We start from the raw sequence: 25,870 nt of genomic DNA on the forward strand, positions 1-25,870 counted from the left end.
ATGATGCGGTACCCGTCCGACGCGCTCTGGCAAGAGATCGCGTACCTGGCCTATCACCTGCACTGGTCACTGGACGACCTGCTGGATCTGGAACATCTCGACCGGGTGCGGATGGTGCGCGCGGTGGCCTCTTTCAACGACCGGGCATGGCAGGCGGTGCGCGAATATGCCTAACGGCTTCTCCGAACCTGCCATCAACTCCTACTTCGTCTTCGAGGTGGACGGCGTCGAGATCGGGTACTTCACCGAGGTCAGCGGCCTGTCGGTGAACATGACGATCGAAGAGATCCATGAAGGCGGCCAGAACGGCTACGTGCACCAGATGCCGGGCCGGATGACCTGGCCGCACCTGATCTTCAAGCGCGGCATCACGCAGAGCGATGCCTTGTTCAACTGGATGAGCAAGTCCAGCGGCGAGGGCTTCGCCGGAAACGGGAACAAGCTCACCCGGTGCACCGGCGCGGTCACCGTGCTCGATGCCGAGGGCACCCGGCTGCGGGCCTGGGAGTTCGACGGGGTCTACCCGGTGCGCTGGAGCGGGCCGGAATTCAGCTCGGGTAGCAACGAGGCGCTGCAGGAACAACTCGAGGTCGTCCATCACGGCTTCCGATCGAAGAACCTATGAGCACCGAGGCGTTTCCGGCCGGCGAGGTGGACCCGACGGCGCTGGGCCGGGCCGCCGCTCAGCGGCTGCGCCGTCCCGGCCGGCCGGCGACGATGCCACGGCCGGCCAGTATGGGACTCGTCGCCGAGTCCTCGGCCCGGTTCGCCGCCGCCACTGCCCGTCCGGTCGCGGTCCGCCGGGCGCTGGCCGCCGCAGCCACGGTGCCGGCCCGCTCGCTCGGCCAGGCCGAAGTCCGCCCGCCACGCTGGTGGACCCCGGGTCAGGCTGAGCCACAACAGGATTCCGGCGCCTCGCCGAGTTCGGTCCTGCCGCCTCGCGGCCTGGCCCGAGCGGCCAGGCAGGTTCCCACCGACGACCAGCCGCGTTCACCCGGCACCATCGCCGGCGCCCTGGTGTCGACGGCAATCCCGGTGCGCCGGATGGAAGAAGTCACCGCCGCCGGGCCGATGACCAGCTCGCACGAGCAGCGCCGGCTGCGCGCCCCTCGGCAGGCGCCACCGTCTTCGACCGGCTCGGGGTCGGCCCCGCCGGGAAATTCCACCGGGAGCGGTGACTCGACACCTGCGCGAGCCGCGAGCGCAGGCGCCGTCTCCCAGCAAAGCGGCGCGGGGGTTGCCGCCACGCTTCGGCGGTCAGTGGCCAGGGCAACCGCGGCCTTGCGCCCATCGGCTGCTGAGCATGCCGGGGTGGCGCGGCAGGACTCACCGGCTGGATCAGCGGGCCGGAACCCGTCAGCCGGCCGGAACCCGTCAGCGGCTTCTCATTCGACGGCAGCCAGCGCGCTTGCACCCTCTTCCAATGCGAGCGGCCAGCCCCTGCCCGGGTCGCGGCCGGCGCCGGGCACCGGCAGGGCGACGCCCGCGGCGTCGCTGTCCGCGCCGGGTCCGGTGACGGCGCTGCGCCGCGCGCTGGCCATCCGCCGCGCGCAGCCGGAGCAACCACCGGCGCCTCGTCGCGGCATGGCAGGTTCGACAGCCGCAGGTTCGCCGGTGAGCTCAGCCCTGCGCCGGACCGCGTCGATCAAGGCTGCGCCGGTGCCCGCCCCGGCGCCTGCAGCGGGCAATTCCGTTGGAGCGTCGGCGTCTGCTGCGGCTGTGCCTGATCGATCCGCGTCTGGACCGTCAGCGCTTGCTGCGTCCGCGTCTGGATCGTCTGCGCTTGCTACGTCCGCGTCTGGATCGTCTGCGTCTACTGGGTCTGCGCCTGCTGCGGCTGTGCCTGCTCGATCCGCGCCTGCTCCGTCTGAAGGCGCGGTTCGCCGCCAGGTAGGCCGGGTGGCCAGCCTGACTGCGGCAGTGGCTCGGCGGATCGCTACTTCGCCGGCTTCGGAATCAGCTGCGGCTTCAACAGCGGGGCCGACTTCGTCGAGCTCGGCTGCGGGGTCGGCTTCGTCTTCGTCGGCTTCGGTTTCATCCAGTGCCGGTGGGTTCACCGACTCGATAGCTGCCAGTACCTCGACTGGTTCGCAGGCATCCGGCGACGGAATTTCGGTTGCGCCCGTGCCGGTCAGTGGTAGGGCTTCCGCGGCTACCTCGGGTGCCGGTGGGTCAGCCGGCGCCATCGCCGCGTCTCCGCTACGCCGGCGGCTGATAGCCGATCGGTCATCGGCCGCCGGCCCCGCCGAACCGTTGCCGTCGGCTCGCGCCGGCACCCTGCGGCGCGCTGTCGGCATTCCGACGGCCGTCTCTACCGCGCCGCGGCCGGCGTCGGTCCGGCCCGGGCGGATCCAGCCGACTGCCCAGTCCAGCCAGCAGGGCCTGCCGGTCCCAGCCGGCACCGCGAGCGATCCACGTAACGGCAGCCGGTCGACTCAGCCACGTCAGGCACATCAGTACGTTCAGCAGGCCCAGCCCGCTGGATCGGCTCAGCCCAGTCAACCCGGCCGACCGAGCAGTTCCGATTCCAGCCGGTCGAATCAGTCGAGCCAGCCAAGCCAACTGAATCAGTCGAGCCAGCTGAGTCCGTCGAGTCAATCGAACCGATCCAGCCAGCCCAGCCACGGCGGGGCCGCATCCCAGCCGCAGATGGGTAGTGGTGCGCACTCTTCGGCGGCGGCTGACTCGGCCTCGATCCGGCGCACGCTGGCCGGCGACGCGGCCAGCCCCACGAATCCCGGCTCGGCTGCCGCCTTCACGCCGAAGGCCGACCCCACCCCGGCTGTCCTAGGGAATGCAGCACGATCAACAGCGGATTCGGCTGCACCCAGCCCAGCGCCTCGGGATAGCTCAGCGCAGCCGAGGCACGCCGCACCCGAACTGGCGCCAACACTCGGCGCCTCGACTGCTCCCACCCGCATCGCGGCCGGCGCCCGAGTTCCGCGCGCCGGCGAACCCGCCCTCGGCTCGCCGGCGTCCGGCCGGCCGTTAGGACTGGCCAGCCTGCGGCAACCGATCAGGCGCTCGGTCGCACTACCCGCCCGGGAACACATCACCGCCAGCACTGGCCAGCCGATCGCGGCCGGCGCCTCCGGGCACCTCGGCTCGGTCAGCCGTCCAGCGCCCGGCCCGGTCACAGCCGTGACAGCTGGTCAACCGGCAGGCCAGCGGCTGGCAGGGCTGTCTGCGCTGGCGTCGATCCCGTCGGCTCTGCACTCCGGCCCGATGCCAGCGGCCGGCCGTAGCCAGCTGCCCTCGGTCATCCGCCGTTCGGTGCAACTGCGGCCCGCGATTGGTCCGGGCAGCGCGGTACGCCCTGGTGGCATTGCTCGTCCAGGCGGCTTGGCTGGATCATTCGGCTCTGGACCGGCAGCGGCCGGCGCCGGCACGGCGTCCGTTCGGTCGGTCACCGCGGCCGGACCGGCAACCGCAGCGCCCGGGCAGCCGGCTCACGCCGGCGCCGGAGCAACCGCTGCCGGACCGGCCGCTGCAGGACCTGCAGCCAGCGGACCCGGCACTACCGGCCTCGGCGCCCGCGGTCAGGCGCTGGGACTGGCCACCGCGCGATCCTCGGCTGAACTGGCGCCGACGACCGGCGTGGCACGGCGCACTATGGCTCCACCTACCGGGTCCGGCCGATCGGTCGCCCCGACTGCCTCCGACACCACCACGTCGAGCCGGCAGAGTATCGAAAGCGGCAGCCCCGGCGGGTTCCGACCCAGCAGTAGCGGTGGAAACGCCAGCGGGTTGGTTCCGGGCGTTGCCAGCCGGACCCAGGCTGCCGGCACGACGGCCGGTTCTATCCAGCGGATGCCGGCCACCAGTGGGGCTATCGATAGCCCGCCGCCCGACCCGACCCGCGCTGCCACCAGGCTGCCCGCCAGCTCGCGGGTGTTGCGAGCCATCATTCCGGGTACCGCGAACGGCGAATCGGCTGCGCTGCCAGTCGCGTTGCGCGGTGTGCACAGGCAGTTGGCCGCCGGTGATCCGGCTGGCCAGCCGGCCACGTCCCGGACCAGTCAGTTCGCGCTGCGACACCAATCCCCTCTGGACGCCACGGTCCGCCGGCAGTCCACGGGCAGCGTCCGGCCGCATTACGCGCCAGCAGGAGCAGCGGCCACGGCGCAGCAGCCGGCGCGATCAGGCGCCAATGACTACTCGGCCGTCCCCGGCCGGCCGGCCAGCACCGGGGCGGCATCAGCCCGCCGGCTCGCCCATTTCCCTGGCAGTGGCAGCGCAATCGCCGCCAGCCAATTGAGCGGTCCGGCAGTTGCCGCCAGCCGGTCAGCACCGCTGCCGGCGATCCGCCGATCCACCGGGCTGCCCTCGACGATCCGGGCAGCGGCACTGCACGCGCAGCGCCCGGTCGCTGCGGCCAGCGGCTCAGCACTGGCAACACCTGGCTCAGCACCAGCACCGGCCGCCAGGGGCTCAACACCGGCTGCCAGGGGCTCAACACCGGCTGCCGGCGGCACAGCACCGGCCGCCAGCGGCTCAACCGGGGCGGCAGCCACCCCAGCCGGACCGGCCTCGTCGAGCCGGCTACCGGGCGGCCTGGCAGCCTCGGCAGCCGGCCGAGGCGACACCGGCGCCGCCGGCCAGCTGGGAGCTTTCGTCCAGCGCAGCATGGTGGTGGCGCCACCCCGGGTCAGCATCCGGCCCGCTGAGCTGACGCCGGCCTCCGGAGGCCCGGCAGTGCCGCAAGTCGGGCGGCGCGATCGTCCGGCGATGCCGACCAGCCAGAGCAGGCCGGCCCCTAACGGCGGCGATGGCGGCGTCGAGATCGACGGGCCGGTGATCCGGCGCTCGCTGTCGGGGGCGGCCCATTCGCTGTTTCGAAGCCTGCTGCGCAGTCCGGGCGCGGCCGGTCCGGCATCCCATCCGGATTCCGTCCAGTCAGGAAGTGTCGGCATGTTCGAGAACCGCCCACAACGCATGCACGCTCATGGCCCGGACGAGCCGGCCGCCGTCCGGCGGCTGCACGAGTCTGGAGGCGAACCGCGGTTCACCGGCTTCGAACCGGACGAGGACTCGATAAGTCCGGCGATGCGATCCCGCGATTTCGACGAGCTGATCGACCGCATCGTTGCGAAACTGGAGCAGCGCATCACCGATGACCTCGAGCGGCGAGGGCGTCGCCACCTGCCGGAGGTGTTCTGATGGCCGAGTTGGAAAAGGCATTCCTGGAGATCGAGGGCGGTCAGCGGATTCCCTGCCTGTTCAACCCGAGCCAGATCTCGGTGGGCCGCCGCAACAACTGGGCCTCAGAACCGATGCCCGGCAAGGGCGTCTCACGGTTGCGCTATGCCGGCGCGCAGTCGGGCTGGATGCAGGTCGAACTCGTCTTCGACACCACGGCCGACGGGACGGCGGTCACCAAGCACACCGGCGCCATCCTCAAGCTGATGGACGTCGACACCTCGCTGCCCGGCTCGGACGAGACCACCCACAACGCCCGGCCGCCGTTCGTCATCTTCCACTGGGGTGATCTGCACTCGTTCAAGGCGGTGGTCACCGACCTGCAGCTGGTCTTCACCTACTTCTCCGCGTCCGGCGTCCCGTTGCGGGCCCGGATGGGCCTGACCATGCAGCAGTACGAGGAGTCCCAGGCCTTCGGACCGCAGAACCCGACGTCGGGTACGCCGCGACCGCACCGGGTGCACCGGGTGCAGCCGGGTGAGACGCTGGACCGGATCGCCGCTCGCTACTACGGGGACTCGACCCGCTGGCGATCACTGGCCTCGGCCAACAACATCGAGGACCCGCTGGCGATGCGTCCCGGCGCGTTGCTGTCGGTGCCCCGGATCGAGCACGGATGACAGGGTTCGAAGGGCTCAGCCCGACCGTGAAGGTGGCCGGCTCGCCGCTGTCGGACACCGTCCTGCAGCACCTGGTGTCGGTTCGGGTGCAGCGCAGCCTGCGGCTGCCCGGACGGGCCACCCTGCGCTTCGCCGATGTCGGGTACTCGGTCTCCTCCAGCGGTTTCTTCAGCATCGGCAAGAAGGTGGACATCGGGGTGTACCAGGCCGGTGCGCTGATGAGCGGCACCGTCACCGGAATGAGCCTGCAGCAGCAGGAAGGCGACCACCCCGATCTGGTGGTGGTCATCGACGACGCCGCGCACAAGCTCACCCGTGGCAGCAAGGTCAAGACCTACCTGAACATGACCTTCTCCGACATCGTCAGCCAGCTGGCCAGCGGCGCGGGGCTGACGGCCGACGTCAGCTCCACCCAGGAGGTGCACCCCTACGTCCTGCAAGCCGATTCCGATCTGGCCTTTCTCGACGAGCTGGCCTCCCGGATGGGCTATGACTGGTGGGTCGAGGGCAGCACGTTGCACTTCGCGGCGCCGAGCAGCGCCGGCCCGGTGCTCGCCCTGGAGCTGGGCAAGGACCTGCAGGAGTTCTCGGTCTCCGCTTCGGGCCTGCTGCCCACCAAGGCGCAGGTGGTCGGCTGGGACAACGCCACCCAGACCTCGATCGTGGGACAGGGCGGCGCGGCCCAGTCCTCGGTGCTGCCGTCCTCGGATTTCGTCCAACCCTTTCTGGGCAGCAGCAGCCCGCTCGGCGAGGCGCCGGTGGTGACCGGCAGCCTGACGCCGATGAGCCAGACCGAGGCGGCCGCGGCCGGCGGCGCGTACCGGTCCCAGTGGGCGGCCGGCACGGTGGAGGCCCGGGGCACCTCGATGGTCAGTGACAAGCTGAAGCCGGGTGTCGCGATCACCATCACGAATGCCGGCCCGACCTCGGGCAAGTACCACCTGACCGAAGTAGATCACCGGTATGACCGAAGGGGGTTCCGCACCCAGTTCATCGCCGGTGATCGCAGCCGGACCGGTCTGACCGACACCCTCAGCGGGAGCCGCAGGACCGGCAGCTTCAACGTTCCGGGGTTGGTGGTCGGGGTGGTCACCAACGTCGATGACCCGGACAAGGCCGGCCGGGTCAAGCTGAAGTACCCCGCGGTCAGCTCCGAGATCGAGGGGCCGTGGGCCCGGATCGTCACCCTGGGCGCCGGCAACAAGCGCGGCATGGTCTTTCAGCCCGAGGTCAATGACGAGGTGCTGGTGGCCTTCGAGGGTGGCGACCCGCGCCAGCCGGTGGTGCTGGGCGGGCTGTTCAGCGGCAAGAACGTGCTGCCGGAGTGGGGGGTGAAGTCCGGGCAGGTGCAGACCCGGCGGATCACCTCGCGGCTCGGCCATGTCATCGAGCTGTCCGACGGCAGCGACCCGGCGACCCAGCACCTGCTGCTGCAGCTGAGCACTGCCACCCACAAGATCCGGCTGGGCGCCGACAAGCTCGACATCGAAGTGGCCGGCGGCAAGCCGATCTCGATCAAGGCCGGTTCGGCCTCGTTCGAGATAGACGCCAGCCAGAACGTCACCATCAAGGGCAACAAGGTGACGATCGAGGCCCAGACCGAGCTGGCGCTGAAAGGCAACTCCAAGGTGGGCGTGACCAGCCAGGGCCAACTGGCCATGCAGGGTTCGATGGTGGCGATCAAGGGACAGGGCACGACAAGCGTCGAGGCGAGCGGCCCGCTCACTCTCAAAGGTGCGATGGTGGCGATCAACTGATGAACGACTACAGCCCGACCAGGCGAGCCGACCTCGCCCAGTCCGACGGGTCCTTCGTCGGCCGGGGCTTCAGCTGGCCGCTGGAGATCGACCACACCGGCTCGATCAAGCTGACCGACGGCGCCGAGGACCTCGACCGCTCGATCCGGATGGTGCTGCTCACCGCCCCCGGCGAGCGCCTGATGCGACCGGAGTTCGGCTGCCGGATCTGGGACCTGCTGTTCGAGCCGGTCACCGCGAACCTGCTGGGCCTGATCGCCGAGGCGGTCCGGGACGCGCTGGCACGCTGGGAGCCCCGGATTCTCGTCGAGGACGTGCAGCCCTCCATCGACCCCGACGACTCGGCCCTGATCCGGATCACCATCATCTACCGGGTGCGGGTGACCAACGACCGGCGCAACCTGGTGTACCCGTTCTACGTCATCCCGCACGAGTCCGAATCATGAGCAACCGCAGCGTGATCTCGTCCTCACTCGTGAACCAGCGTGAGAATAGCGAGCCCGCCTGATGCCTCTGCCCGCACCCAATCTCGATGACCGGTCCTTCCAGGACATCGTCGACGAAGCGAAGCGGCTCATCCCGCGGTTCTGCCCGGAATGGACCAACCACAACCTGTCCGATCCGGGTGTGGCGTTGATCGAGCTGTTCGCGTGGATGAGCGAGATGGTGCTGTTCCGGCTCAACCAGGTGCCCGAACGGCTCTACGTGCACTTTTTGAACCTGGTCGGCATCGAGCCGTTCCCGCCCTCGGTCGCCCATGCCGATCTGACGTTCTGGCTGTCAGCGCCGCTGGATCAGCCGATCGCGGTGCCGCAGGGCACCCAGGTGACCACCGCGCTGAGCACCACGGCCGCCAATGCCGCCCGCGAAGCCGTCATCTTCACCACCAGCACCGAACTGGTGATCGCGCCGCCGGTGTTGCGGGGAGCGCTGACCAGCACCGCGGGCGACGACCGGATCACCGACGTGTGGGACGACCTGCGCTACCCGAACGTCGCCGCCACCTGTTTCGCCTCCACCCCGCTGGCGGTCGGGGACGCGTTCTACCTCGGCTTCACCCAGAGCCTGGCCGGCCTGGCGATCCGCCTGACGGTCGCCGCCGACGCCGAAGGCATCGGGGTCGATCCTCGAAACCCGCCACTGGTATGGGAGATCTGGAGCGGCGAGTCCTGGATCCCGGCACTGGTGCACGGCGACACCACCGGTGGGTTGAACCGGGCCGGCGAGATCGAGCTGCTGATCCCGATGCGGCATCAGATGCTCACGATGGCCGGCAACGGCGCGTACTGGCTGCGGGCACGGCTGATCGCGCCCCGGCCGGGCCAGCCCTCCTACCAGGCCTCGCCCCGGATCGGCTCGCTGACCGTCGCGGCGATCGGTGGCACGGTCGCGGCTGAGCACGCCGAGCACGCGTCCGGTGAGGTGCTCGGCCGCAGCGACGGCACGCCGGCCCAGTCCTTCGTCGTGAGCCGCGCGCCGGTGCTGCCCCGTACCGAGGAGGAGCGCGTCGTGGTGATAGACCGCAACGTGCGGACCGAGTGGCAGGAGGTCGATGACTTCACCCGGTCCGGCCCCGATGACCTGCACTACCTCTGGGAGAGCGGCGGCGGGGTCATCAAGTTCGGCCCGCGGGTGCGTTACGCCAACGGAGTCGTCCGCCAGCACGGGCACATCCCGCGCGACGGCAGCGAGATCACGGTGACCGGCTACCGGCACGGCGGCGGCGCCAGCGGCAACGTCGGCGCCCGGACCCTCAGCGTTCTGCGCTCGACGGTGCCCTACATCGCCGGGGTCAGCAACCGGCATCCGGCTACCGGCGGGGTCGACCCCGAGACGGTGGCCGAGGCGAAGGTGCGCGGGCCGCTGACCCTGCGCACCGGCCAGCGGGCCGTCACCGCCGGCGATTTCGAGCGGCTGACCCAGGAGGCCTCGATCGAGGTGGCCCGGGCGCGCTGCCTGCCGGCGGCGGCCGGCACCGGCCCGGTCCGGATGCTGGTGGTTCCGCAGGTCCGCAGTGACCCGCGCCAGCACGAGCTGGACGACTTCGCGATCTCGGTTCCGCTGCTGCGCCAGATCAGCGAGCACCTCGACGAGCACCGGCTGGTCGGCACCGCCGTCGAAATCGGCACGCCGTACTACCAGGGCGTCAGCGTGGTCGCCCTGGTGCACACCCCGCCGGGGCGGCCGGCCCCGCTGGTGCGGCAACGGGCCATCGACGTGCTGACCCGCTACATCAACCCGCTCACCGGCGGCGCCGAGGGGATCGGCTGGATGTTCGACACCGATCTGAACAGCTCGGTGGTGGCGCAGCTGCTGGAATCGGTGGAAGGCGTCGAGCGGGTCGAGGAGCTGCTGCTGTTCGAGTACGACCTGCGCACCGGACGGCGACTGGGCAGCGGCCGCGACACCATCCGGCTGAAGCCGCATTCCCTTTTCCTGTCGGCAAAGCACCAGGTGGTAGTGCGCTGATGGCTACGCTGACGAATAAGCTGGCAGCGTGTCGGACACGTAGCGGTTTCGCGCGTCAGGGCAAGCAAAACTGCTACTCGTCGGCGCCTCGCAAGCCGGTCAGGCGGCGCTGATGAGCATCGAGCCGTTCAGCGGCGCCGACGCGGTGATGACCGGCGGCGCCGGCAGCGGCGCGGTCGCCCGCGCCAGCCGGTCGCTGCCGGACTCGGGACGCACCCGGCACCGGCCGCCGCGCAATCCGCAGTGGCTGCTCAACCAGATGCCGGTCGGGATGCTCGACAGCAAGTTCTTCGTCAAGTTCCTGTCGCTGTTCCAGGAACTCGGCGACACCCTGCTGGAGGGCGCGGACAATATCGAGAACGTGGTCGACCCGACGGTCGCGCCCGATGCGATGGTGCGCTGGATGGGTTCCTGGATCGGCGTCGACTCGGTCGATCCGTCGCTGCCTCGTGAACTGCAGCGGATGATCGTGCGCAGCTCGGCCCGAACCATGAGCTGGCGTGGCACCCGGGCCGGCCTGGAGCAGTTTCTGGAGATGACCAGCGGCGGTCCCGCCCAGGTCGTCGACGGTGGCGGGGTCTGGCGCGAGGGTGAGGCGCCGGCCGACACCGCCTTCGTCCGGATGACAGTGGCCTCGACCGGCTGGCTTGAAGAGGGCGACTTCGTGGCCCTGGTACGCGACGAGGTGCCGGCGCACGTCCGCGCCGAGCTCTGGATCGGCGACCGGCAGGTATGGTCATCGGCTGTGGAGGTCCGACGATGACCGCGGCCCGGGACGCCGACGCCGCGACCGGTCTGCCTCCCGCTGATCCGTCGCCGGTCAAGGCCTCGCCGGTTGAGCCCTCGCCGGTGGGGTTTTCGCCGGTGGAGTCCTCGCCGGACGGGACGTCACCGGACGAGTCGCCTCCTACCGGCCTGTCGGACGCCGAGCTGGCGGTTGAGCGAGAACTGATCGCCCGCCGGTACCCGAACGGGGTCGGGGAATCCACCAAGGTGCTGCCGGCGATCCCCGCTGCCTCGATCACGCCGGAGCCGTCCAACGCCCCGGCGCCGCTGGCCCGGGTCACCAGCGCCCAGCACCACCCGGTCGCCATCACCTGCCCGGAATGCAGCGCGTCCGCGATGGTGGAGCTGACCAGGCGGGACGCGCTGGACTTCTGCGCCCGATGTGACTTTCCGCTGTTCTGGGCTCGGGATCAGGTGGTGCACACCGATCCGGTGGACAGCAATGACGACGCGCTGCGTAGGCTGCCCGGCACCCTGGGCCGGGTGGTGATCGCCTCCGCGCCGTGCCCGCACTGCAACGAGCCGAACCTGCCGACCGCGAGGCTGTGCGTGCGCTGCGGGCTGACCATGCAGGCCGGCGCGGCGCCGGCGCCGCCACGTCCCCGGCCGGCTCCGCTTCCCGAGCCGCCGATGGAGCCGCTGGAAGACGCTTCCAATCGCTGGTGGATCTGGCTGCTGGTGCTGCTCACCGTCGTGCTGGTCGCCGGGATCGTGCTGCTGGCTGCCCAGCCCTGGCAGTGACGCGCTGTCGATGGGCTATCTGACCCTGGCCGGTGACGCGCACGCCGAACTGGAAGTCAAGCGGTCGCGGTTCCTGGCCACCGTCCGGCGGGTGCCGGACGAGGCCGCGGCGCTGGAGCTGGTGGCCGAGCACCGCCGGCTCTACCACGCCGCCGGCCATCACTGCTCGGCGTTCGTGATCGGGCCGAATCAGGCGCTGGTGCGGGTCAGCGATGACGGTGAGCTGGCCGGCACTGCTGGGCTGCCGATGCTGAATGTGCTTACCGGGCAGGGGCTTTCTGATGTCGCGGCGGTGGTCACCCGGTACTTCGGTGGCACCCTGCTCGGGGCCGGCGGGTTGGTGCGCGCCTATTCCGGCGCGGTGTCGGCAGCCTTGGAGAACGCGGTGACGGTGCGCCGCCGGCAGCTGGAGCTGTTCCGGGTCTCGGTCGAGCCGGGGCAGGCCGGTCAGCTCGAGTGGGCCGTTCGCAACAGGGGAATCGCCGTTCGCCAGGTCGGCTATGGCAGGGTGGCGGTGGTGCTGACGGTGGCGGTCGCATCCGAGGGCGTCGGCGCCCTGCGCAGTCTGATCGCCACCATCACCGGTGGCAGCGCCAGCCTGCAGCCCGACGGTCAGGACTGGGTGGACGAGCCCGGCAACAGCTGAGCCACCGCGACTCAGGAGAGAAGAGCGGCGGCGCGCTGAAGGTCCTCGACCAGCCCGTCGTACATGGCTTGGCGGTTGTCTCCGGCGCGCAGCACCGCCGACGGGTGGATCGTCGCGACCACCAGCGGGTCGAGGACGTCGGTGGTTGGTGACTGGTCCTCGGCAGGAAGGCGCAGCACCTCACCGCGATGCTGGCTCAGCCGGAACGACGGCCCGAACAGCGCCTGGCTGGCGGTTGCTCCGAGAGCGACCAACACCTTGGGCCGAACAGACCCGAGCTCGGCGGCCAGCCAGGGACGGCACGCGACGATATGCCCCCGCTTGGGTGTCTGGTGCAGCCGACGACTGCCGCGCATGGTGAACGCGAAGTGCTTCACAGCATTGGTCAGGTAGGTGCGGTCGGGCTCGACGCCAGCCTCGGCCAGCGCCCGGTGCAGCAGCTTGCCGGCCGGGCCGACGAACGGCTCGCCGCGCTGGTCCTCGACATCGCCGGGCTGCTCGCCGACCAGCATCATCACCGCGCCGGCCGGGCCGCGGCCGAAGACGGTCTGGGTCGCGTCCTGGTACAGCTCGCAGCCACGGCACTCGGCGGCTGCCCGGGCCAGGTCGGGCAGCCGGTCGGTGTCGGGCACATACGGCTCGGCGGTACTGGTGGTGGCCATCGCGTCTCCCGGCGGAAGTCGGTCGCGCGGGCTCGGCGCCTCGTCAGCGATCCTAACCCTCGGAGCCGCTATCACGGTCGCACGAGCATGATCGAGGGGTGGACGAGCCAGCCGCGACCGAGTTCCTTGACCGGCTGCAAGCTGCGACCATTCCCGAACCGTACGGCTGAGCACCCGCGGTTCGGCTCAGAATCCCCTGACGATGAGATCCGCCGCTTGCGCGGGCCGCTCGGCCTGCTCGTAGTAGTCCTCGGCGGCGGCCCACCGCGCGATCCAGCCCTCGTCGTTCTCGCCCCTTGCGTGCAGGCGTTGCTGCCGCAGGTCCCGTGGAGTGTCAACGTAGATGGCGAGGTCGAAGTAGGAGCGCAGTTCGCGACGCAGCAGGTAGACGCCCTCGACCAGCACGATGCCGCGCGGCTCGACGGTGACCCAGCCGTCGAGGGTGTTGGTCTCCCAGTCATAGCGTTGAAAGGTCGCGGGCCCGGCTGCCTTGAGCGGTCTCAGCAGTTCACGCTCCAGGCGGCGGTGGTCGAAGTATCGCTCGTAACCTTCTCGAGGGCTCCATGAAAGCCAGTCGCGCTCTTCGGGGCCGTAGAAGTCATCGCCGTGCACGAGCGTGAGGTCGCGGGACCGCGCTGCCAGCTCCTTGGCCAGCGTCGTCTTGCCGGCTCCGCCCAGGCCCTCGACGCAGACCAGCTTCGGCTCGCCGGTCGAGGGCGTGGGCAGCCGCCGCAGAACGGCCGTGATCGCGTCCTCGCTCGGCTGCCGCATGCTGGGATTGTCCTGCCGATCGGGGAGTGCCGGGTCGTGCGGGGTGGCAGAGCCCGCAGGACCGCTGGGAGACTGAGCCGCTCGTAGCAGAAGGAGACGCAATGGCCAAGCTCATCTACTCGATGATCACCTCGCTCGACGGCTACGCCAAGGCGGCGGAGGGCGACCTCGGCACCGGGGCCGAAGATCCGGAGGTGCACACCTTCATCAACGATCTCTTCCGCCCCGTCGGCACGTACCTCTACGGCCGGCGGATGTACGAGACGATGGTCTACTGGGAGACCGCGCACACCGAGCCCGACCAGCCGCCGCACATCCTGCAGTACGCGCGCGACTGGCAGGCCGCGCAGAAGATCGTCTACTCCACGACGCTGGAGTCGGTGTCGAGCGCGAAGACCAGGATCGAGCGAGCCTTCGACCCGGACGCGGTGCGCCAGCTCAAGGCCGCGGCCGATCATGACCTCACCGTCGACGGCCCGAACCTCGCCGCCCAGGCGATCGCGGCCGGCCTGGTGGACGAGTACCACCTGTTCATCACCACCAGCGTGGTCGGCGGCGGCACGCGGTTCTTCCCCGACGGCGTCCGGCTCGATCTCGAGCTGGTCGAGGAGCGTGCCTTCGACAGCGGGTTGATCTACGCGCGCTACCGGACCCGCTGAACCGCTCGGGACCCGGAAGGTCCGAACACCGCTGACCCGACCTTGGTACCGTCAGGCGGTGGCCGAGAAGGATCCGTACGAACTCCTGGGCGTACCTCGTGACGCCTCTGACGAGCGGATCCGGGCGGCCTACGAACTGGAGATAAACCGCGCCACTCGCGACGGCGCCATTCGCTACGCCGCCGAGCTGTCGGCCGCCTACGACACGATCTCCAGCCCGCAGCGCCGGGCGCTGTACGAACGGCACGGATTCACCGCGATCAGCCAGCGATCACCCGGAACGGCCCCACCTGCCGGCTCGTGGCGGTCCACCCAGGAGCACGGACCGGCCCGGCGCCGTAAGCGCCGTAGCGGAGTGCGGAGGTTCGTGCTGCTGATAGTGGTGATCGGCCTGGTGGTGGCGGTGTTCTACGCGGCGCAGCAAGCCGAAGGCGCGACGGTGACAGCGCCGACAGCGTCGGTGACCAGCGGCCCGGCCGTCGTCCAGCCGGCGCCGGACCGGTAGTCACCTCAGGGTGTGACTGTGGCGATGGTGACGTTGACCGCCTGAGCGGTGGTCGAGGCGGTCACCGTCACGGTGACGGTGCCGGTCTGGGTGGTGGTCACCTCGTCGGCTCCGGTCCCGGTGGTGGTCGTCTTGGTGGCGGTCACCTCGTACTCGCCAGGTGGCAGCAGGGTGAACCCGGCCAGGCCCTTGTTGTTGGTGACGTCATCCAGCGGCGGCGTGACCAGCGGGTCAGCCGGCAGCAGGCTGACCGTGGCCCCATCGACCAGCGCGCCCCCGGTCTTCTGCTTGACGGTGATAGTCAGCGAACCGCCCTTCTGGTTCAGCGCGACCTCCGCCGAGGTCGGCGTGCTCGACGAGGCCGGCGTCACCGACTGGGTCGCAGTGCTCCAACCCACGCCGTGGCTGGTCCCCGGATTGGCGGTCAGCGTGTACGCCAGTGACGGGACCACCCAGATCGAGGTGACGTTGCTGGCGGTCGACGTCGAGGTCGGGAAGGACGCCGCGGTGTAGAGCGTCGTGGTGCCCTGCCTGACCGTCAGCGACACCGTCGCCGGCACCGGGTTGGTGTCCAGCGCCAGCGAGGTGGCCAGCACCTTCAGATCCAGCTGAGCTTCGGCGATCGTGAAGCCGGCCGTGGTGGGCACCCCGGTACCGGTGCCCGACACCGTTATCGCATAAGGCGAAGCGGCGGTCACCTGGGCCGGCGTGCCACCGGTCGACATCACCCTGCCGTTGTGATTGGCGGGCAGCTCGATCCAGATCGTCCAGCTGCCGGATGGCACCGAGTTGAACGTGGTGGTGTAGGACGGCGCCGTTCCGGTCAGCGTCTGCGGCGCCTGCGGCGGGTTGCCGGTGAGCGGGCTGGCGATCAGGTAAGCCTTCGCGCCGTCCACCGGATAGCCGTTGCTGGCGGTGAAGTTGACCACCACGTTGTTCTTGATCCGCTCCAGCGACGGGCTCAGCGTCGGGTTCTGCCCCGCACTCACCGAGGTCGGGCTGTTGAGCGTGACGTAGCCGGTCTTGGCGAAGCGCACCACGTACGAGTCGTCGGTCACCGGGCTGAACCCGAAGAACCCGGTGCCGGCCGCGCCACCGCTGGTCGTGGTCTTGACGACGCTGCTGTCACTGATCTTGATCAGGCTCACGGTGACGCCGTCCAGCGGGCTGGCGACCTGGCTGGTGCCCTGCTCGCCCGACACGATGCCCGAGATGCTGCTGGTCCGGACGTCGGTGCGGACGTAGACCGTCTGGTTGGCCACCCCCACGAACACGGTGAGCTGCACGTTCAGGGTGGCGATGTTCGACCCGCTGATCTGCAAGGTGTACGTGGTCGGCACGATGGTGTTGAACTCGTACAGGTTGCCGGTTCCCACCGTGGTCTGGGTGACCGCCGGTTGGCTGCCGTCGCTGGAGGTCAGGATCAGCGTCGCGTTGGTCACCAGGTCGGCGCTGGCGTTCGAGGCCGAGTTGGCGATGCCGACCTTGAGATTCACCTTGTTCGCGTTGAGTTTGAGCAGCCGGGTGGAGTCGGTGTCACCGGTGCTGACCTGGAAGTACTCCCGCTGCTGGGCGGTGTAACCCGACGCGGACATGTCGACGACCCAGCCGCCGGCCGCCAGGCCGTCCCGGGAGTTGGTGCCGGTGATCCGGAACTGGCCGTCGGCGCCGCTGATCGCGGTGAAGCCGGTGGTGCCGGCGGTGGCCGGGCAGTGCGCCAGCGCGGTCGCGCTCGCGCCGCAATAGGTCGCGGTCAGCAGCACGTTGCCCAGCGCCTGGGTGATGTCGGCGCCGAACACCGCCTGGGTGGTGCCGACGATCGCTCCGCGGGCGTTCAGCGTGGCCACGCAGCTGGCCTGGACGCCGGCCGTTATGGCGATGCTGGTGGAGCCGTCGCTGCACGCCACCGCGATGCCCGCGCCCGTGCTGCCGAAGGCATAACCGGCCGCCTGGATCCGCACGCTGTACGCCGCGCCCGGGGTCAGGTTGCCGAACGTGACACTGCTCGAGCCCGGCGGCGCGGTCTGGGTCACCGGCGTGGAACCGCCGCCGGACAGCACGAAGACCGCGTTGGACACCGCGGCCGCGGCGCCGTCCACCGTGGAGATCTCCAGGCTGCCGAGCTTGCGCAGTTCGATCGGAGGAACCACGCAGTCCACGCCCAAAGCGCAGGTGAAGCTGACCGTGGCGCTGGCGTAGCCGGTCATGCTGGCGGTGAGCTGGTAGTTGCCCGGACGGACCAGGTTGGACTGCGGGTACTCCGAGTCAGACCAGCTCAACGCGCCGTTGTCGTCCACCGTGACGTCCACTATGCCGGTGCCGGTCGCCTTGCGGTTGACGGTGATGCTGACGTTCGAGCGGTGCACGCTCGCGTCGGCCGGGTTGATGGTGACCGAGCCCGAGATCGTCCGGGCGGTCGGCGCCAGGTTGACCGCGATCAGCGAGCCGGTGGTCACCGCCATGGCAGTGGCGTTGTAGGCGTTGAAGTCGGTGGCGGTGATGCTGATGTCGGCCTGGCCGACCACCAGCGCCAACCTGGCCCGCGGAATGTCGGCGAAGTTCGTCGCGCACGCCCCCATGCCCGAGGTCGGCGCGTTGCCGTCGGCCGTCACCGCGAAGCAGCCGCGCGAGTCGGTGATCACGTTGACCTGGGCCCGGATCGGGGTGGTGCCGGAGTAGGCGACCACGCCGCTGACGGTGACGGCGGCGTTGGGCAGCCCCTGCGTCGAGCCGGTGTAGGAGCTGGTCACCCAGCCGATCAGCTGTGGGATGGACTGGGTCATCGCCAGCTGGGTGTTGACCTCCTGATCCTCACCCACCGGCACCGACATGGTGCCGCTGAAGGCGCTCAGGGACGCCGCCACCGTGTGCGAGCCGGAACCGAGCGCGACGATCCGGACCCGCCCGGCCACGCCGGTCTGGATCAGCGGCTGGGCCGCCAGCGGGGCCGGGGTGACGGTGACCGTGACCGGGTCGGTGGCGTTCACCAGCCCGCCCGAGGTGTTGGGCGCCAGCACCGCCAGCACCAGCCGGGCCAGCCGGTGCAGGTTGGCGTCATAGCGCCCGGTCGCGCCCCGGTCCAGGATCAGCTGCGCCCCTGACACCGGGCGGTACTCGGGGTTGAGCGGGTGCACGTAGATCAGGTAGGTGCCGTGCGCCAGGCCGCGCACGGTGTAGGAGCCGGTAGAGGTCGAGGTCAGCGAGCACTTGCCGACCGCCGGGCTGGGCGCGCAGGTCTCCACGCCACCGGCGCTGCTCGGCGGCACCAGGGTGCAGGTCGGCGCGGTGGCCGGCGCCGGGCTGCTCGGCAGCACCAGCACGCAGGTGCGGTAGTTGACCTGGTGCGCGTAGTCCTGGCCGGTGGGCACCGGCTCGTCCGGGTCGTCGACCACGCTCAGGTCCGGGCCGGTGCTCAGGCTGCCCACCGCGGCGTTGATGGTTCCGACCACGGTGGCCGACGGGTACAGCGCCAGCTGCGGCGCCTCCACCGTCGCCCCCAGCGGAACCTGCACGTCGACGGCGCCGCTCTCGTAACCCGGCGCGCTGACCACCACCCGGTGCAGGCCGGGCAGCAACCCGGTGATCGGCAGCAGGTCGATGGACGGGACGGTGTACTCCTGGTTCGGGTCGACGCCGCAGACGATCAGCGGGTTGGCCGCCCCGCCAGGGGCGCAGGCGAGGTCGACGGCGCTCTGGGAGACGTCCACCCCGACGTTGATCTTGCACAGGTCCAGGTTGGCCTGGCTGCCCGGCGGCAGCAGCGGGTCGTACTCATCGGCCTGGTCACAGCTGAGCGGGCCGCCGCTGCGCGCGTCGGTGATCCGGCCGCGGACGTGCGAGCTGGCCGGCAGCACCCCGCCCGGCGTCGGGGCCAGCTTCAGCGTCACCGAGGCCACCCCGCCGACCTTGGCGGTGACGGTCGCGTAGCTGGTCAACCGGCCGTAGAGCTCGGCGCCCAGCACGTAGGTGCCCGGCGCCACCCCGTTGAACCGGAACGAGCCCAGCGGGCTGGACACGCTCATCGTCTTGTAGGTGTTGGCCGGCCCGGTGAGCACCAGGCCGGCGCCGACCAGGCCCAGCCCCGCCGAGTCGGTGACGGTGCCGCCGACGACCGCGGTGGCCGGCGTCAGCATCGCGTCGACCACGGCCCTGGACTGCCCGGCGCCCAGCTCGACCTGGTGGGTCTGCGGCAGGAAGCCGGCCTCGGCGATGGTCACGGTGTACTTGCCGGGCACCGGCAGCGCCGGCAGCGTGAACCGGCCGATCGGCCCGCTGGTGACCGTGGTGGCGGTGCGGGTGATCGTGCCGTCGGTCGCGGTGACGGTGGCCCCGCCGACGCCGTTGCTGACGCCGAGGCTGTCGGTGCCCGCGACGGTGCCGACGAGGGACCCCATGCCCGAGGTCAGGCCCAGGTTCAACGACTTGGACTGGCCGGCCGCCAGGGTGACCAGCGAGGACTCCAGGCTCAGGCCGTCCTTGCTGGCGCTGATCAAGAAGGTGCCCGGGGTGGAGAGCCCGTCCACCTTCCAGTCGCCGATGCTGCCGGAGGAGTTGGAGCTGGTGGCCACCACGTTCTGGCCGTCGCTGATGGTGATGGTCGCGCCGCCGACCGCGCCGGCCGGTCCGCTGATCCGGCCGGTCAGGCGGCCGTTGCCGGCGGTCATGGCCACCGGCAGCGGCTCGGTGGCGTCCGCGTCGGCCGCGTTGAGGATGTACTGCCTGGTCTGGTAGCCGGGCTTGGCGAAGGTGAGCAGGTAGTAGCCGGGCGCGCTGATCCCGGCGAAGGACCAGGACCCGTTCTGCCGGGTCAGGGTGGACTGCTTGGCCGAGACCGCGGACTGGGCCCGCACCGACAGCTGCTCGGCCGAGATCTTGCCGATCGTCCGGCGGCTCTCGGTGATGGCCTTGGCCGACTGGCCGACCGGTTGGGCGCCGGCGGCCTTCTCGTCCACCAGGGACGTCGGCTGCAGTGAGACCTTGACCCCGGCCGGCGCCGTGCCGGTGACGATCCCGTTCAGCCGCACGCCGGCCGGCTTGGCGGTGGCGACGACCGGGGCGGGCTTGGCCGGCTTCGCCGAGCCGCCGGCGGCCGGGCCGGCGGTCCCGGATCCGGCCCCGGGGCTGGATTTCGACCCGCCGGGGCCGGCGGGGGCCGAGTCCGACGGCGTGGCCGACGGCGAGCTCGCGGCCTGCGGATTGGCCTGGTTGCCCTTGACGGACTTGGCCAGCATCGGGATTCCCGCTCCGGCCAGTGCCGCCCACAGCCCCAGCACGGTCACGATGGCCAGCAGTTTCATGCCGAGCGGGCTGAACACCGGCCGCGAGGTGAGAGCGCCGGTCACGCTGGTCGGCGCGCCTAGGCCGCGGGCCGCCACCAGGAACGGGTGCCGGGCCCGGCCGCCGAACATCCGTGGCCGGGTCAGGGTCAGCCGGCCACGCACCCGGGCCGACCCGCCGGGTGGCACCAGCAGCCGGTGCCGGCTCAACCGCAGGTGGGCGCCGTTGGAGACCTCGGACCTCAGCTCGACCCGGGCCGGGCTCTGGCCGGTGTTGCGCAGCAGCACCTCGATCCGGCGTCCGAAGACCGCCGTCGAGTCGATGGGCGACACCTCCATGCTCAGCCGGCTCGGCTCGTCGACCACCAGCGCGCCCTCGGCCATCGTGGTGGCGGTGGCGCCGGGGCCCGGAGCTGCCGGGTCGCTGGCCTGCACCGCGACCACGAACGGGTAGCGGGCCGGCAGCGTGCCCGAGGGCGGGCGCAGCACCAGCTCGACGACCCTGCTGGCGCCGACCGCGACCGGCCCGACGTGCAGCGGCAACGGCAGCCAGGACGAGTCCAGGCCGAGCACCGACACGGTGAACAGCCGGGGGCTGTCTGCCTGGTTGACCAGCCCCAGCTCGACCACCACGGTGTTGCCGGCGCCGGTCCGGCTGACGGCGTGCAGGAACGCCTGCGGCGGTGGCTCCGCGGCCGGCATGCCGCGTCCGGGGAACGGGGGTCGGGTCATCTGGCTCAGCCGCCCGGAGTCGGAACGGTGATGTTGACGACCAGCTGCTCGCTGGCGTCGATCTCGTGGGTGACCGAGCCCTGCGGCGCGGCCGAGGCGGTCGGCCGGGCCTCGATCACGTAGCTCTGCGGGGCGTCGACATCGGCCAGCACGTAGCGTCCGGCGCTGTCGGTGGTGGCTGTGCGGGCGATGACCGTGGGGTACTGGCTGGCGAGGTAGAGGTACACGTGCCAGCCGGGCCGCAGCTGGCCGTCGGCAGTGGCCACCACCCCGCTGATCTGGGCCGGGGCGGCCAGCACCGGGTTGTAGACCCGGACCTCGCCGGCGCCGAGGGTGATGATGGTCGAGGTCGGGCTGGTGCCGCGCCGGTTCACGCTGAGCGTGTAGGTGCCCGGTGGCACGCCACCGATCTCGAACTGGCCCAGCCGGTTGTCGGGTTTGCTGGCGCTGGTGACCGCGAAGCTGGAGGTGCCCGACACCAGGTTGATCTGCACCTCGCCGGTGTGCACCGGGCTGCCGCCCTGTTCGGACACGGCGCCGCGCTGGGAGACGGTGCCCCGGACCACCGCGGTCGAGGACTGCATGCTGACGGCGATGCCGTCGGAGGTGATCCGCGCTCCCTGCGAGCCGGGGGTGATGGAACCGGCCTGGTCCAGTGACACCGACACGGTCTGGCCGGCCAGGTCCGGACGGGAGAAGGTCACCGTGTAGGTGCTGGGGATGCTCAGCCCGCCGACCGTCCAGCCGCCGACGTTGCCGGTGCTCTGGGTGACGGTCTGCACGGTCAGCGCGCCGTTGGTGACCGTGACGGTGACGCCCTGGGCAGGGTTGCCGCTGGGCAGCACGCTGACCTTGCCGGACAGGGTGCCGGCGGACTGGCCCAGGCTGACCGCGACACCGGTCAGCTTCTGCCCCGCCGACAGCGCCATGGTCACGGTCTGGGACGCGTAGCCGGGCTTGCTGACCACCACGGTGAAGCTGGCCGGGGTGGGCAGGCTGAGCAGGGTGAAGCTGCCCACCTTGTCCTGGGTCAGCGAGACGGTCCGGGCCACCGTGCTGCCCGAGGTGGCGGTGATGGTGGCGCCGCCGAGGGCGCCGTCGGGCCCGTTGACCTGGCCGCTGATCAGGCCGTCCCCCTTGCGCAGCCGCAGCTGGACCCCCTTGCGGTCCTCGCCGCCGCCGAGGTCGACCCGCTGCACGTCGTTGGCGTAGCCGGGCTTGACCACCACCAGGTCATAGACGCTGGGCGAGGGCACGTTCGCGATGCTGAACTGGCCGTCCGAGCCGACCGGGACGGTCCGGACGATCGCCTGGGTGGTGCCCGGCGGCGCCGAGGCCGACGGCGCGCTGGCGCCGCCGGCGCCGGGTAGCTCCAAGTACACCGACGCCGCCGAGACGTCGTCGCCGGTGACGGTTCCCGAGATGGTGGCCGGAACGCCGCCGAGCCGGACGTCCAGGCCCTGACGGACGTGACCGGGCTGGATCGCGATGGTGCTGGCGTCGGCGTCGGTGGCCGCGCCCGGATACCAGAGCTGGACGAAGCCAGCGCCCCGGAACCGCAGCTTGTAGCTGCCCTCGGGCAGGTTGGGCAGTGTGAAGGCGCCGGCCGGGTTGGTGGCGGTGGTGGCGATCGCGTTGGCCACGTCGGCGGTGCTGAACGCCTCCACGGCGACGCCGGGCACCGGGGTGCCCGCGGTCAGCAACCGGACGGTGCCCGACATCGCGGCGGTGCCGATGGCGCTGGAGACGGTGCGGGCCTGCGCGACCTGTAGCGCCAGGTCGCGGTCAGCCGCCGACTGGCCCACCAGCCTGGCCAGCGCGACGGTGATCACGATGGCGAACACGGTCACCGCCGCCAGCAGGCCCAGCAGCGAGATCGGCCCGCGGGACAGCCAGGGCCGCTGCAGGAAGGTGCCGGTGGCCAGCGGCGGCAGGTCGGCTTTGGGGGCGGCCGCCGGAGCCGCCGGCGGCTTGCCACGCTGCTTGTCCAGCAACTGCCTGGCCAGGTGCGCCCTGCCGGCCGGGGCCGGCTCGTCCAGCCGCGGGCCATCGTCGAGGTGCACGGTGAACACCCGCACCATCGGCGAGCCGGTGAACGGCCGCCGGGCCCGGGTGGTCAGCTCGACGATCCGGTGCTCGCCGGGGGCCAGCTGGACGGCCTCGGGCGCGAACCCGAACCGCATCTTGTCCTCGGCGTCCGCGCCGGTCAGCCGGCCGCGGAGAGTGGTGTTTCCCCGGTTCTCGATCACCGCGCCGAACGAGGCCCGCCGGCCGCCGTAGACGGTGACCGGGTCCAGCTGCAGGTGCACCGCCGGCGCGGCCGGCACGTGCAGCTCGATCTCCTCGACGGCGTTGGCGTTCGGAGGGGTCAGCTCGCGGACCTGGATCGCGATCCGGCGGTCACCGGCCGCGATGCCTTCGGGGATGGTCAGGTTGACGACCACCGCCTGCGAGGTGCCCGGAAACAGCGATAGCTGGTCGGTCTCCAGCCGCACCCAGCTGGGGTCAGCGCCCAGCACCCGCAGCGCGTAGCCGCCGATCAGGTCGCCGGTGTTGGTGACCAGCACCGTGATTCCCAGCATGCGACCCGGTTCGACGACGCTGCTGCGCGGGGCGATGTCGACGCGCATCAGCTGCCCGCCCCGAGCCGTAGGTTCTGGTTGACGGTGTCGCCGGCGGTGACGCTCAGCAGCGCGGTCTGCTGGCTGAAGCCGGGCATGCTGGCGGTGACGGTGTAGGTCCCCGGCGCCAGGTCGGTCAGCAGGTAGCCGCCGTTGGGCAGGCCGCCGCCGGCGCCGGTGGCCTGGGACTTCCAGCTCTGCTTGCCGTCGGTGGCGACCACGCTGGCGCCCGGTAGCGGGCTGCCGTCCGGGCCGGTGACGACGCCGGCGATCCGGCCCAGCGCGGTTGCCAGCACGGCCCGGACCCGGGGCGGGGCGCCGTCGGCGCTGAGCTCGATGGGCACGGTGGTGCCGGCGTGGCCGGGCAGGCTGAAGGTCAGGGTGTACGAGCCGGGGGTAGGCAGGGCGTTGAAGCTGAAGTAGCCGACCGCTCCGGTGGTCAGCGTGGTGGAGGTCATCGTGGTCGGCGCCCCGCCCACCGTCACGCTCGCCCCGCCCAGGCCGTTGCCGGTCGAGTCCACCAGCATGCCGCTGACGCTGCCGACGCCGGCGGCGAGTGAGACGTCGAGGTCCGAGCGGCTCTGGCCCGGGCCGAGCTGGACCACCGAGGTGTGGGCGCCGTAGCCGGAGGCGCTGAACGTGATCACGTAGGTGCCCGGGGTCGGCAGCGCCGGGATCACGAAGCTGCCGACCGTGCCGGTGGTCGGGGTGCCGATGGTGACGTCCTTGCCGTTGACCGTGGTGGTGATGGCGACCCCGCCCAGCGGCTGCTCGCCATCGGTCACCACCCCGCCGATCTGGCCGTTACCGACGCTGAGGCGGACGGTCGACTGGAACCGTTTCTGACCACCGGCGACCGTGGTCACCACGGTGGTCGCCTGGTAGTTCGGCGCGGTGAAGCTCAACTCGTAGGTCCCGGGCGCGGGCAGGTTGGTCAGCTGGTACCTGCCGCCGGCCAGGGTGATGGTGCTGGCGATCGGCTTGGTGACCTTGCCGATCAGCGAGGTGGCCTGCACGGTCGCGGTCACCGGCGTCAAGGTGTCGCCGGGGTCGATGCTGCCCTGGATGGAGGCCGGCAACCCGGTGATCACCGCGTTAACGCCCCCGGTCGCGGCCTCGGTGTCAGCGGTGACCGGCTTCGCGTCGGCCTGGTTGGCCGCGCTCGGGTACCACACCGTCTTGTACCCGGTCGCGCTGAAGCGCAGCAGGTAGCGGGTCGGGAACAGCCCGGCGAGGGAGTACGTGCCATCGGTCTGGCTGGCCGCCGAGCTCGCGACCACCAGCCCCTTGTCGGTGCTGCGCAGCGCCTCCACCAGGATCCGGCCGGCCGGCAGCCGGTTGCTGGCCGCCGTCACGGTGCCGGTGATGACCGCGCCCACTCCCGGCGGCAGCGGGCCGGTCTTGGGCAGCGCGCCGGCCGGGGCGGCCCCGTCGGTGACCGACGCCGCGTTCGCGATCCCGCTGGTCGGCGTCCCGGAGGCCGCGAAGAACGAGGCCGGGGCCTGCTTGGTCGTCGGCTCGCCCTTGAATGCCTGGCTCAGGCCGAGCAGGAACACCGAGGCCCACAGCCCGATGATGGTGAGCAGCACCAGCGCTGTCAGCAGTCCCCGGCTGAGCAGCGGCCGCTGCCGCAACCGGACGGCGGTGCTTGCGACCACCGGCGCCAGCACTGCCGTCGGATCGGTGACCGCGGCCGCGTCGGCGGCTGCCGTGGCCGGGTCGGCGGGCTCGGCCGGAGCGCGCAGCTCCTCGATCCACAGGTCGTCCTCGTCGCGTCCGGTGTAGCGCGCCGTCGGGCCGTCGTGGCCGGCTTCGGGCAGCGGCACCGGTCCGGCGGCCACCCCGGAGGCCTGCACGGTGAGGGTGCGGTCCAGCTCGGCGCCGGTGATCATGCGCGGCCCACGCACTCTGAGCACGCAGACCGCGACGGCCCCGGCCTCGATCCGCAGCCGGGGCGGGCTGAAGGAGGTGCTGACCGCGCGGTCGGCGTCCACCGCGGTGAGTGAGACGTCCAGCGCCACGTTGCCGGCGTTGGCAAGCTCCAGCACGAACCGGGCCTGCCGGCGGGCTCGGGCGATCTGGGGCCGGCAGTTCAGGGACAGCTCCAGCCGCGGGGCCACCAGCATGTCCAGGTCGAGGTAGGCCGAGGGCAGGCCGGCTCCGACCGAGGCGACCTCGATGGTGACGGCGTGCCGGCCGGCCGGGTAGCTGGTGGGCACCCCGACCGAGAGGGTGACCTGCCCGCTGGCGTCGGGGAACAGCGGCAGCAGCATCGGCTTGCTGGTCACGCCGGCCGCCGGCAGGCCGATGATCCGGGTGGTGACGCCGTCGATGATCGTGCTGGTGTTGCGGACGTCGAGCACCACCTCGGCGCTGCCGCCCGGCGAGATGTCGATGAGTTGGGTGTCTGCGGTGACCAGCATGGC

The 25,870-nt window shown here is 71.2% G+C and carries 22 protein-coding genes; 13 read left to right on the forward strand and 9 right to left on the reverse strand.

Annotated features, from left to right (window positions below):
* Positions 1-174, forward strand: coding sequence for a DUF6760 family protein (locus VF557_07400; protein ID HEX8080018.1), 174 nt, complete (start codon positions 1-3; stop codon positions 172-174).
* Positions 167-625: a phage tail protein gene (locus VF557_07405; protein HEX8080019.1), complete on the forward strand. Its 459-nt coding sequence runs from the start codon at positions 167-169 to the stop codon at positions 623-625. Before VF557_07400 ends, VF557_07405 begins: the two co-directional genes overlap by 8 nt.
* A 760-nt stretch (positions 626-1,385) precedes the next feature.
* Here the strand turns inward: VF557_07405 and VF557_07410 are convergent.
* Complete coding sequence (locus VF557_07410) at positions 1,386-1,586, reverse strand: hypothetical protein (protein ID HEX8080020.1); 201 nt, start codon at positions 1,584-1,586, stop codon at positions 1,386-1,388.
* 107 nt (positions 1,587-1,693) lie between these two features.
* Between VF557_07410 and VF557_07415 the strand changes: the two genes are divergently transcribed.
* Entirely contained in the window at positions 1,694-1,894 is a 201-nt protein-coding gene (locus VF557_07415) for a hypothetical protein (protein ID HEX8080021.1), read from the forward strand.
* 700 nt (positions 1,895-2,594) lie between these two features.
* Here VF557_07415 and VF557_07420 read toward each other — a convergent pair.
* The 3 genes from VF557_07420 to VF557_07430 form a co-directional block, all read right to left on the reverse strand.
* On the reverse strand, positions 2,595-2,777 hold the full coding sequence (locus VF557_07420) for a hypothetical protein (GenBank protein ID HEX8080022.1): 183 nt from the start codon (positions 2,775-2,777) through the stop codon (positions 2,595-2,597).
* Between the two features lie 762 nt (positions 2,778-3,539).
* The gene (locus tag VF557_07425; protein ID HEX8080023.1) at positions 3,540-3,908 is read right to left on the reverse strand and encodes a hypothetical protein; all 369 of its coding nucleotides are present in this window, start codon (positions 3,906-3,908) and stop codon (positions 3,540-3,542) included.
* Positions 3,909-4,154: 246 nt separating this feature from the next.
* Positions 4,155-4,655, reverse strand: a complete 501-nt coding sequence (locus VF557_07430; protein ID HEX8080024.1) for a hypothetical protein — start codon at positions 4,653-4,655, stop codon at positions 4,155-4,157.
* Positions 4,656-4,728: 73 nt separating this feature from the next.
* Between VF557_07430 and VF557_07435 the strand changes: the two genes are divergently transcribed.
* From VF557_07435 to VF557_07470, 8 genes are all read left to right on the forward strand, one after another.
* Entirely contained in the window at positions 4,729-5,160 is a 432-nt protein-coding gene (locus VF557_07435; protein HEX8080025.1) for a hypothetical protein, read from the forward strand.
* Entirely contained in the window at positions 5,160-5,819 is a 660-nt protein-coding gene (locus VF557_07440; protein ID HEX8080026.1) for a LysM peptidoglycan-binding domain-containing protein, read from the forward strand. Before VF557_07435 ends, VF557_07440 begins: the two co-directional genes overlap by 1 nt.
* The gene (locus VF557_07445; GenBank protein ID HEX8080027.1) at positions 5,816-7,576 is read left to right on the forward strand and encodes a VgrG-related protein; all 1,761 of its coding nucleotides are present in this window, start codon (positions 5,816-5,818) and stop codon (positions 7,574-7,576) included. Before VF557_07440 ends, VF557_07445 begins: the two co-directional genes overlap by 4 nt.
* Positions 7,576-8,022, forward strand: a complete 447-nt coding sequence (locus VF557_07450; GenBank protein HEX8080028.1) for a GPW/gp25 family protein — start codon at positions 7,576-7,578, stop codon at positions 8,020-8,022. The genes VF557_07445 and VF557_07450 overlap by 1 nt, the downstream gene beginning before the upstream one ends.
* A 61-nt stretch (positions 8,023-8,083) precedes the next feature.
* Positions 8,084-10,045 (forward strand): putative baseplate assembly protein, encoded by a 1,962-nt coding sequence (locus VF557_07455; protein HEX8080029.1) that lies wholly within the window; start codon positions 8,084-8,086, stop codon positions 10,043-10,045.
* 112 nt (positions 10,046-10,157) lie between these two features.
* Complete coding sequence (locus tag VF557_07460) at positions 10,158-10,808, forward strand: phage tail protein (GenBank protein ID HEX8080030.1); 651 nt, start codon at positions 10,158-10,160, stop codon at positions 10,806-10,808.
* The gene (locus VF557_07465) at positions 10,805-11,572 is read left to right on the forward strand and encodes a hypothetical protein (GenBank protein HEX8080031.1); all 768 of its coding nucleotides are present in this window, start codon (positions 10,805-10,807) and stop codon (positions 11,570-11,572) included. The genes VF557_07460 and VF557_07465 overlap by 4 nt, the downstream gene beginning before the upstream one ends.
* A gap of 10 nt (positions 11,573-11,582) precedes the next feature.
* Positions 11,583-12,218: a YigZ family protein gene (locus VF557_07470; protein HEX8080032.1), complete on the forward strand. Its 636-nt coding sequence runs from the start codon at positions 11,583-11,585 to the stop codon at positions 12,216-12,218.
* Between the two features lie 11 nt (positions 12,219-12,229).
* On the opposite strand, the gene VF557_07475 is transcribed toward VF557_07470, so the two are convergent.
* On the reverse strand, positions 12,230-12,880 hold the full coding sequence (locus VF557_07475; protein HEX8080033.1) for a UdgX family uracil-DNA binding protein: 651 nt from the start codon (positions 12,878-12,880) through the stop codon (positions 12,230-12,232).
* 186 nt (positions 12,881-13,066) lie between these two features.
* Positions 13,067-13,651, reverse strand: a complete 585-nt coding sequence (locus VF557_07480) for an AAA family ATPase (protein HEX8080034.1) — start codon at positions 13,649-13,651, stop codon at positions 13,067-13,069.
* A gap of 101 nt (positions 13,652-13,752) precedes the next feature.
* On the opposite strand from VF557_07480, the gene VF557_07485 reads away from it, so the two are divergent.
* A complete protein-coding gene (locus VF557_07485; GenBank protein ID HEX8080035.1) occupies positions 13,753-14,310 on the forward strand; it encodes a dihydrofolate reductase family protein in 558 nt (185 codons plus the stop codon).
* A gap of 58 nt (positions 14,311-14,368) precedes the next feature.
* Positions 14,369-14,815, forward strand: a complete 447-nt coding sequence (locus tag VF557_07490) for a hypothetical protein (protein HEX8080036.1) — start codon at positions 14,369-14,371, stop codon at positions 14,813-14,815.
* 5 nt (positions 14,816-14,820) lie between these two features.
* Here the strand turns inward: VF557_07490 and VF557_07495 are convergent, their stop codons facing one another.
* Genes VF557_07495 through VF557_07505 form a run of 3 tightly spaced genes read right to left on the reverse strand, consistent with a single transcriptional unit; the run spans position 14,821 to position 25,867 of the window.
* Positions 14,821-20,823 (reverse strand): carboxypeptidase regulatory-like domain-containing protein, encoded by a 6,003-nt coding sequence (locus VF557_07495; protein ID HEX8080037.1) that lies wholly within the window; start codon positions 20,821-20,823, stop codon positions 14,821-14,823.
* A 5-nt stretch (positions 20,824-20,828) separates the two neighbouring features.
* Positions 20,829-23,453 (reverse strand): carboxypeptidase regulatory-like domain-containing protein, encoded by a 2,625-nt coding sequence (locus VF557_07500; GenBank protein ID HEX8080038.1) that lies wholly within the window; start codon positions 23,451-23,453, stop codon positions 20,829-20,831.
* Positions 23,453-25,867: a carboxypeptidase-like regulatory domain-containing protein gene (locus VF557_07505; protein ID HEX8080039.1), complete on the reverse strand. Its 2,415-nt coding sequence runs from the start codon at positions 25,865-25,867 to the stop codon at positions 23,453-23,455. The genes VF557_07500 and VF557_07505 overlap by 1 nt, the downstream gene beginning before the upstream one ends.
* Positions 25,868-25,870: the final 3 nt, after the last annotated feature.

The sequence above is a fragment of the Jatrophihabitans sp. genome (genome assembly GCA_036389035.1).
Lineage (GTDB): Bacteria > Actinomycetota > Actinomycetes > Mycobacteriales > Jatrophihabitantaceae > Jatrophihabitans_A.